The organism is Variovorax sp. WDL1 (genome assembly GCF_001541225.1).
GTDB lineage: Bacteria > Pseudomonadota > Gammaproteobacteria > Burkholderiales > Burkholderiaceae_C > Variovorax.
Window position 1 is genome coordinate 41,659 of sequence record NZ_LMTS01000132.1, and the last position, 8,684, is coordinate 50,342.

The 8,684-nt window shown below is 69.6% G+C and carries 8 protein-coding genes; 2 read left to right on the top strand and 6 right to left on the bottom strand.

The features are described from left to right. From APY03_RS18385 to APY03_RS18395, 3 genes are all read right to left on the bottom strand, one after another. On the bottom strand, positions 1 to 1,152 hold a 1,152-nt coding region (locus APY03_RS18385), incomplete at its 3' end, for an amidase (RefSeq protein WP_232324325.1). Further along, on the bottom strand, positions 1,145 to 2,728 hold the full coding sequence (gene hydA, locus APY03_RS18390; RefSeq protein WP_443082829.1) for a dihydropyrimidinase: 1,584 nt from the start codon (positions 2,726 to 2,728) through the stop codon (positions 1,145 to 1,147). The genes APY03_RS18385 and hydA, both read right to left, overlap by 8 nt. Then, positions 2,664 to 3,989 (bottom strand): MFS transporter, encoded by a 1,326-nt coding sequence (locus APY03_RS18395; protein ID WP_068678807.1) that lies wholly within the window; start codon positions 3,987 to 3,989, stop codon positions 2,664 to 2,666. The genes hydA and APY03_RS18395 overlap by 65 nt, the downstream gene beginning before the upstream one ends. A 263-nt stretch (positions 3,990 to 4,252) precedes the next feature. Here APY03_RS18395 and APY03_RS18400 point away from each other — a divergent pair, with 263 nt between their 5' ends. After that, positions 4,253 to 4,954 (top strand): GntR family transcriptional regulator, encoded by a 702-nt coding sequence (locus APY03_RS18400; RefSeq protein WP_068678809.1) that lies wholly within the window; start codon positions 4,253 to 4,255, stop codon positions 4,952 to 4,954. 35 nt (positions 4,955 to 4,989) lie between these two features. On the opposite strand, the gene APY03_RS18405 is transcribed toward APY03_RS18400, so the two are convergent. Then, positions 4,990 to 6,093: a glycosyltransferase family 2 protein gene (locus APY03_RS18405; RefSeq protein WP_162487192.1), complete on the bottom strand. Its 1,104-nt coding sequence runs from the start codon at positions 6,091 to 6,093 to the stop codon at positions 4,990 to 4,992. A gap of 178 nt (positions 6,094 to 6,271) precedes the next feature. Here APY03_RS18405 and APY03_RS18410 point away from each other — a divergent pair, with 178 nt between their 5' ends. After that, positions 6,272 to 6,847 (top strand): NnrU family protein, encoded by a 576-nt coding sequence (locus APY03_RS18410; protein ID WP_068678813.1) that lies wholly within the window; start codon positions 6,272 to 6,274, stop codon positions 6,845 to 6,847. Positions 6,848 to 6,863: 16 nt separating this feature from the next. Here APY03_RS18410 and APY03_RS18415 read toward each other — a convergent pair whose 3' ends face one another. Both APY03_RS18415 and APY03_RS44025 read right to left on the bottom strand, forming a co-directional pair. After that, the gene (locus APY03_RS18415) at positions 6,864 to 7,883 is read right to left on the bottom strand and encodes a lipocalin-like domain-containing protein (protein ID WP_068678851.1); all 1,020 of its coding nucleotides are present in this window, start codon (positions 7,881 to 7,883) and stop codon (positions 6,864 to 6,866) included. A gap of 104 nt (positions 7,884 to 7,987) precedes the next feature. Beyond that, a partial coding sequence (locus APY03_RS44025) for a PLP-dependent cysteine synthase family protein (RefSeq protein ID WP_232324326.1) occupies positions 7,988 to 8,684 on the bottom strand: 697 nt, incomplete at its 5' end.

Here is an 8,684-nt window from a genome sequence, read left to right on the forward strand (position 1 = left end):
GTCGTGGCGCCAGGCGACGCAAGGCGCGGTCGGGCAGATCAGCAGGTCATGGTGCGCCAGGAAGCCCGCGAGCGTCGATGCGATGGCAGCGCCCGCGGCGCGCGCACGCGCCACGTCGGCGCCGGACCACTGCAGTCCGCGTTCGATCTGGCGCGCCACATCGGGATCGAAGGCGCAAGCGTCGCGCCGCCAGGCCTCGCCGAACAGGTGGGCGAGCCCGGTGTGCTGCAGCGGCATCAAGGCGGCCTCGTCCGCGTCTTCGGGCCAGGCCGGGTCGGCATCTGCGATGTCGAAGCCGGCCGTGCGCAGCGCCCCGATCGCTCTGGCGATGCATGCCGTCACGTCCTCGTCCACCGGCACGTCCAGGCCCAGGCGCGGGCTGAAGGCGATGCGAAGCTGGGTCGCGGCGCGAAGCGGGGCCGGGTCGGGCAGCAGGCTCGACGCCGGGTCGCGCGGGTCGGGGCCGGCCATCGCCTCGAACATCAGCGCGGCATCGGCGACGGTGCGCGCGATGGGCGCGATCGCCTGGAGCCCGATGAAGGCATGCGGGAAACCGAAGGGATCGGGGATGGCGCCGAAGGAGGGCTTGAAGCCCACCACGCCCACGTGCGCGGGCGGTCGCCGGCTCGAGCCGCCGCCGTCGGTGCCCAGCGCGAGCGGCGCCAGCCGCGCGGCCACCGCGACCGCGCATCCGCCCGACGAGCCGCCCGGCGTGAGCGCCGGGTCCATCGGGTGGCGCGTGAGGCCGTAGACCTTGTTGGTGGTCAGCCCCTTGCACGCGAACTCCGAGCTGTTGCCCATGCCGATGACCAGCGCACCCGCGGCCCGCAGGCGCTCCACCGCCAGTGCATCGCGCGGCGCGACGAAGTCCTGGAACAGCAGCGAGCCCTGCGTCACGCGTTGCCCCCGGACCCAGATCACGTCCTTCACCACCACCGGCACGCCGGCCAGCGGCATCGGCTCGCGGCGGGCGACGCGCGCGCGCAGGGCCTCGATCTCGGCGTCGAGCGAGGCGGGGACGCCGCCCACCACCGCGTTGAGCAGGTCATTGCGCGAGTCGATGTTGCGCCGGAAGGCCGCCACGACCTCGCCAGGGTCCAGCGTTCCTTGCTGCACGCGCTGCGCGATCTGCGAGGCGTCGAGCTCAAGCATGCGGAGGCGCCTTCGCGAGCCGGGCGAGCGCGTCTGGCAGGTTGCCCACGTAGCCGCCGGCCGCTGCATCGCCGGGCTTCGGGCGAGCCATTTCCGGCTTGCCGCAGGGCAGGAACTCGCCATGGCCCGAGGGCGCGCAGGGCTTGCTCTCGTCCCACACGCGCTCGCCGCGCACCAGTGTTGTCACGGGCCAGCCGGTGACCTGCATGCCCTCGTACGGCGTGTAGTCCACGTCGTGGTGCAGCAGGCTGTTCTCGATGGTGACTTCCTTGTTCGGGTCCCAGATCGCGATGTCGGCGTCCGAGCCGATCGCGATCGTGCCCTTGCGCGGATGCAGGCCGTACAGGCGCGCCGGGTTGGTCGCCGTCAGGCTCACGAACTGGTTGAGCGTGATGCGCCCCGTGCGCACGCCTTCGGAAAAAAGCAGCGGCAGGCGCGTCTCCAGGCCCGGAATGCCGTTGGGAATGTGGCGGAAGGCCACCTCCTTGCCGCCGGGCTTCTTGCCCTGCGGATCGTCGAAGCGAAACGGCGCATGGTCGGAGGAGACGATGGTGAAGAGCCCGTCCGACAGGCCCTCCCACACGACGCGCTGGTTCGCCCGGTCGCGCGGCGGCGGGCTGCAGACGCACTTCGCGCCCTCGTAGCCGCCGCCCAGGTCGTCCGCGCTGAGGAACAGGTACTGCGGGCAGGTCTCGGCATAGAGGCGCATGCCCCGCCCACGGGCCCAGCGGATCTGCTCGATGGCCTCGCGGCCGGACACGTGCACGATGAGGATCGGCACGTCGACCAGTTCCGACAGTGTGATGGCGCGGTGCGTCGCCTCGCGCTCGATGGCCATCGGCCGCGAGGCGGCGTGGTAGAGCGGCGCGGTGTGCCCGGCTTCCTCCAGCGTCTCGGTGAGCCAGGCGATGCAGTCGGCGTTCTCGGCATGGATCATCGCCAGCGCACCGTGCCGGCGCGCCACCGCGAGCAGGCGCAGGATCTGGCGGTCGTCCAGCTTCATGTCGTCGTAGGTCATGTAGATCTTGAACGAGGTGTAGCCCTCGGCGATCAGGGCCGGCAGCTCCTCGCGCAGCACCTGCTCCGTGGGGTCGGTCACGATCATGTGGAAGGCGTAGTCCACCACCGCCTTGCGGCCGGCGCGCCGGTGGTAGTCCTCGACCGCGGCGCGCAGAGACTGGCCCTTGATCTGCGCGGCGAAGGGGATCACCGTGGTGGTGCCGCCGCAGGCGGCCGAGCGCGTGCCGCTGGCGAAGTCGTCGGCCATCCGCAAGCCCTCGTCCATCGGCTGGTCGAGGTGGCAGTGGGCATCGACGCCGCCGGGCAGCACCAGCATGCCCCGGGCATCGATCTCGTCGCCGCCGCGCGCGAGCTCCTGCCCAAGGGCGACCACCCGGCCGTCGCGGATGCCGATGTCGGCCTGCATGGTTTCCGACGCGGTGGCGACCAGGCCGTTGCGAATGACGGTGTCGAAGCTTTGCACTTGCGTTTCCTTGGGTTGGGAGCGGGCCTCAGTGACCGGCGTCCTTGAGGTCGATGCGGGACGTTTCGCGCGCCGCGAAGGCGGCCACTGCAATCAGCGCGCAGACGACTGCGAGGTAGATGGCCACCGGCGTGGTCGAGTTGAAGCGTGCGATCAGCGCGGTGGCGATGATCGGCGCCAGCGCGCCGCCGAAGACCCCCGCGAACTGGAAGCCCAGCGAGGCGCCCGTCACCCGCACGCGGGTCGCGAACAGCTCCGGCAGGAAGGAGGCGAGCGGCGAGAACATGAAGGACACCAGCACCATGCCCACGAACGAGGCCGTCATGATCATGGCCGGGTCGCGCGTCTGCACCATCTGCATGAACGCGAAGGCCCAGAGCGCGCCGCCGATGCCGCCGATCATGAGCACCGGCCGGCGGCCGATGCGGTCGGACAGCCAGCCGGCCACCGGGATGAAGATCATCTGCGCCACCGCGCCCAGCAGCACCGCGTTGAGCGCGATCGACTTGGGCAGGCCCAGCTGCGTCGGCACGAAGTACAGCAGGAACAGCGTGAACACGTAGAAGGCGATGTCGCCGCCCAGCCGCGCGAAGAAGGCGATGGCGAGCTGCGGCTTGTAGTGGCGCAGCACCTCCTTGATCGGCGCGTGCTCTTCATGCCCCTTGGCCTCCTTCTCGAACACCTTCGACTCCGCCACGTTCATGCGGATGTACAGGCCCACGCCCACGAGGATGGCGCTCATCAGGAAGGGAATGCGCCAGCCCCACGACAGGAAGGCCTCTTCGGACACCTGCCAGGTGACGAGCGCGAAGGCGCCGTTGGCGAGCAGCAGCCCGATGGGCGCGGCGATCTGCACCACGGCGCCGAGCAGGCCGCGCCGCTTGCCCTCGGGGTCGAGCTCGTTGACCATGATCGCCGCGCCGCCCCATTCGCCGCCCAGCGCCAGGCCCTGGATGATGCGCAGCACCACCAGCAGGATGGGCGCCCACATGCCAATCTGGCCGAAGGTCGGCAGGCAGCCGATCAGGAAGGTGGCCAGGCCCATCATCAGCAGCGTGATGAAGAGGATGGACTTGCGGCCCAGCTTGTCGCCGAAGTGCCCGAACACCGCCGCGCCCAGCGGCCGCGCGACGAAGGCCACGCCATAGCTGGCGAAGGAGAGCAGTGTTGCCACCAGGGGCTCGCTCTGCGGGAAGAACAGCTTCGGGAAGACCAGGGCCGCGGCCGAGCCGTAGATGAAGTGGTCGTAGAACTCCAGCGTCGTCCCGGCGAGGCTGGCGGCCGCCACGCGCTTGGTGGATGAGGGGCTGGCTTCGCGTTCGGCCGTCCCGCCGATGGGCATGGTTGCGTGCATTCGCTTGTCTCCGTGGGTGATGGATGTGAGGGACTGGATGGTGGCGTTGGGCGAAAGATAGGCGATATCCGATGTGCAATCAAGAATAAATTTGTACATCGCCACAAACATTTATGTTCTTCGGCTTGATCTAATGGATAACCCGTATCTCTGACGTTGTTCGCCGGGGATTTCGCGAAGAACCGTGTCCCGAAAGCGGAGAATTGGCCGCATAACCGCCATACAATCCATCGAGATCTGATGTTCAAGAAGGAAACGAGACAATGGCCAAGACGAGCAGCACGGACGTTGACGCCCCCGGTGGCCCTTCGGTGGAGGAGATCAGCGAGCGGATCCTCCAGGCCATCTGGGAGCACCGGTTGCCGCCCGGGACCAAGCTGGTCGAGGAGAAGCTGTCCGAGGTCTTCGGCGTGAGCCGCACCAAGATCCGGCTGGCGCTCGGCAGGTTGTCGCACGACAGCATCCTCACCGTCGAGCCCAATCGCGGCACCTTCGTGGCCAGTCCGTCGGTCGAGCAGGCGCGCCAGGTGTTCAATGCGCGACGCGTCCTGGAGCCCGCGCTGCTGCGCGACCTGGCCGGCCACGTGCGGCGCGAGCAGCTCGCGCGCCTGCGCAAGAACATCGCACTGGAAGGCGAGGCACGCGAGCGCAACGACCGGCGCGCGACCATCCGGCTCTCGGGCCAGTTCCACCTGCTGATCGCCGAACTCGGCCAGAACCCGTACCTGCACAAGTGCATCCGCGAACTGTGCTCGCTGACCTGCCTGGTGATCGCGCTCTATGACGCGCCCGGAACGCCTGCCTGCCCGCACCACGAGCACGACGCCATCGTCGACGCGCTGGAGCAGGGCGATGCCGAGCGCGCCTGCATGCTGATGATCGAGCACCTCACGCACGTCGAGAACACGCTGCGCCTGGAGATGCCGGGGGACGAGGAAATCGACTTCCGCGCCGTGTTCGCCTGAGCGGCGCTGCGGCCCAGGTGAGGCTCAGGCCAGCCTCAGGCCCGGCGCAGCAACTTGCGCAGCGCGGTCTTGAGCGGGCTCGCTCCGAAGATCAGCTGCGAGTACGAGACGAAGAGCGCGCGGGGCAGCAGCACGCTGCCGTAGTAGTAGATGCGGTACTGCCGCGGCCCCTGGCGCGTGTCGGGGTGGCGCAGCGCGCGCCGCAGCAGGCCGAGGTCCTTGCCTTCCCCCGAGAGCCAGCGCTCGAGGAAGCTGAGCCAGAGATAGCCGCCCTGGTCGTCCAGCGGCCGCCACAGCGCGGAGGCGCCGGGCTGGTGCCGTTCGAGCTGCGCGCGCAGCCACAGGTCGAAGCGCGCGGCCCGCTGCCGCAGCGCCTTGATCTGCGCCACGGAAACCATCGAGCCCTTGGTCGCGGAGGCGCCGTGCACGCGGTAGCGCGTCAGCGGCTCGGCAATCCAGGCGCAGGGGCTGAGCAGCGCCGCGGCAGTGCACAGCTGGAGGTCCTGGTACATCATCCGGTCGGCATCCAGTGGGCCGATGGCCTCCAGGACCTCGCGCCGGAAGGCCAGGCCCGAGGTCAGCGAGAGCACGAGGCAGGAAGCCGCCTTCAGGGTCTCGGCGGCCAGCCAACCCTCCGGAGCACGGCCGCCGGGATAGTAGGGCGCCAGGCCCAGGTGGGGCTGGCCCTCCGAGAAGCGCTGCATGGCGTTGTGCGTCCATCCGGGAAGGTGCCCGTCTACCCGCCGGCGCAGCGCATCCAGCACCTTCTCGATGCGTTGCGGCGCGATGGCGTCGTCCGCGTCGAGCAGCAGCACCACGTCGCCGGTGCAGGCGGCGAGAGCGGCATTGGTGGCTGCGCAAATGCCGCCGTTGGGTTGGTGGATGGGCTGGACCTGCGCGAAGCGCGCGGCGTAGCCGTCCAGGATCTGCGCGCTGTCGTCGGTCGAGCCGTCGTTCACCACCACGATCTGATGTGCCGGCACGGTCTGGCCGAGGCAGCTGTCGAGGCATTCGGGCAGGAAGCGGCCGTAGTTGAAACAGATGATCGCGACGCTGACCTTCGGCGCGGCCGGCAGCTCGGCCAGGGCCATGGGCTCGATCGCGAACGGTGCCTCGAACGGGATCTTCTCGAATTTCACGACAGCGACCTCAAAGGCCACGAGGGGCGGCGTCCCGGATTGTGCCTGCGGATTGCGCATAGGTCGAAGTGTTACAGCTCCCGGTGCGCGCGGTACTCGTCGGCCATGGCCGTCAGCGGGATGTCGCGCTCTGCTGATGCCAGAATGTGGCGCGCTGCAGCGCTGTCCGGAGAATCCCATGTCTCTTCTGGTCGTCGGCCTCGTCCTGTTTCTTGGCATTCACTCGGTGTCGATCGTTGCGCCGGCCTGGCGCGACATGCAGGTGGAACGCCGTGGCGAAATGGTCTGGAAGGGCATCTACTCCCTGGTTTCGCTGGGCGCGCTGATCCTCGTCATCCATGGCTACGGCCTCGCGCGCCAGGCGCCGTTGGTGATCTATGCGCCGCCGCTCGCGCTGCGACACGTCGCGCTGCTGTTGATGCTGCCGGTGTTTCCCCTGTTGTTCGCGGCCTATGTGCCTGGGCGCATACAGCGTGCGGCCAAGCATCCCATGCTGCTCGCCGTCATGCTCTGGGCAGCGGCGCACCTGCTGGCCAACGGCTCGTTGGCCGACGTACTCTTGTTCGGCTCCTTCTTCATCTGGGCCCTGGCCGACCGGATTTCCGCCGGACGTCGTGCCGTGCCGCGTCGTGTGCCCGGAGCTCCGCCGAGCATGCTCAATGACGTTGTTGCGCTCGCGGGAGGCCTGGTGGTCTACGCCGGCCTCCTGTTCCGGGCGCACGCGTGGCTCACCGGGGTGCCGCTTCTGGGCTAGCTCTGTTGACGCCGCGCTACATCCGCAACGGCTGCGCGTATCCCGTCATCTCCAGGTACCCGCGCCCGATGCGGCGGCCGCTGCCGTCCAGCAGATCGCTCACGCCCTCCCAGTAGACGGCGCCGGTCGAGCCGCGGCTGTCGAGCTCCTGGTCGTCGAGCAGGGACTGCACGGTGAAGGCGCCCGCGGGCGTCTCGATGCGCCAGCGCAGCGGATAGGTAGCCCGGGTGCGCGGGCTGGTCCAGGGGCTCGCGCCTTCGAATCGGACTTCATCGGTGCCGAACACGCGCAGCTGGCCATCGGCACTGCGCAGCGAGCCGCCGAACCACAGGGCCGAGCCGTCGCGCCGGCGGATGCGGAACGCCATCAACGCGCCGCCGTCGTCGAGGTTCATGCCGACCCAGTCCCAGCCGGCCGCATCGGGATGCAGGTAGGCGTCGCTCCACTCGTGGTCCAGCCAGGCGCGGCCCTGCACATCGAAGCCCCGGCCCTGGATGCTGAGGCGGCCCTGCGTCGCGAGCTGGGGTTCGCTGTAGTAGTAGCTGGCCTGCTCGGCCTCCGGCCCTTTGCGCGACAGTCCGTCCTTGCCTTGCAGCAGCACCGGGCGGGTCGGCGTGAAACGCAGGTCGATTGCGAAGCCCTCGGCCGGCAGGCGGCCCGTGTAGCCGCCGGCCTCGCGCCTGAGCGTCCAGTTGCGCAGGCGGATGTCGGTATCTCCCTCGGCAGCAGACGCGATGCCGAAGCCCGCGCGCGCGATGCGCTGGTCATGCCACAGCCTGCGCGCCTCGAGGTCGGTGATGGCTGCATGCGCGAAGATCATCTGCCGTGCCGCGAAGGCCGAGCGCATCTGCTGCGTGGCGTCCACGCGCGAGCGGAAGAAGGTGAGCTGGAAGCCGAACTCGCGCGTGCCGGAGCGGGCGTGCCCGGTGATGTACCACCACTCCGTGCGCAACTCCGGATGGCTGCCGAAGTCGCGCGGGAACTGCATCGTGCGCGCGGGCAGCGCCCAGGCAGCCGGCATGGCCAGGGCAGTCATGGCGAGCAGGCCGCGCCGGGACAGGCCGTGCAGTCTCACTGGAGTCCCTTCGCCGGCGGCTGCGGTGCCATGAGTCTTCGGAGCGGCCGTGCGGCTCATGGAGTTCAGCCCGCGAGCGCGGCCTGCAGGCGCTGCTCGGCCGGGCCGCAGTCGCCGAAGTTCTGCGCCACCCAGCCGAGGTCGTGGTAGCTGGGCAGGTAGCGCTCGCCCGCATCGCACAGCAGCGAGAGGATGGAGCCCTGCCGCCCGGCCGCGCGCATCTCGCCGGCCAGCGCCACCATGCCGATGAAGTTGGTGCCCGTCGAAGGCCCCACCTTGCGGCCCAGCAGGCGGGAGAGCACGCGCATCGCGGCCACCGACTCCACATTCGGCACCTCGATCATGCGGTCCACCAGCGATGGGATGAAGCTGGGCTCCACCCGCGGCCGGCCGATGCCTTCGATGCGCGAACCCTGCGCCGTCAGGGCCGCGTCGCCGCTGCGGTGGTAGGCCGAGAACACCGAGCCTTCGGGGTCGGCCACGCAGACCTGCGTGCCGTGGCAGCGGAAGCGCACATAGCGCCCGATGGTGGCGCTGGTGCCGCCGGTGCCTGCTCCCACCACGATCCAGGCTGGCACCGCATGCCGCTCGTGCGCCATCTGCTGGAACATGCTCTCGGCGATGTTGTTGTTGCCGCGCCAGTCGGTGGCGCGCTCGGCGTAGGTGAACTGGTCCATGTAGTGGCCGCCCTCGCGCTGCGCCAGCGCGCGCGCCTCGTCGTACACCTGCGCCGCGTGGTCGACGAAGTGGCAGCGGCCGCCG

Excerpts from the sequence above, each read along its gene's own strand:
- APY03_RS18395 (WP_068678807.1), bottom strand. The coding sequence starts at position 3,989 with ATGCACGCAACCATGCCCATCGGCGGGACGGCCGAACGCGAAGCCAGC.
- APY03_RS18400 (WP_068678809.1), top strand. The coding sequence starts at position 4,253 with ATGGCCAAGACGAGCAGCACGGACGTTGACGCCCCCGGTGGCCCTTCG.
- APY03_RS18410 (WP_068678813.1), top strand. The coding sequence starts at position 6,272 with ATGTCTCTTCTGGTCGTCGGCCTCGTCCTGTTTCTTGGCATTCACTCG.
- APY03_RS18415 (WP_068678851.1), bottom strand. The coding sequence starts at position 7,883 with ATGACTGCCCTGGCCATGCCGGCTGCCTGGGCGCTGCCCGCGCGCACG.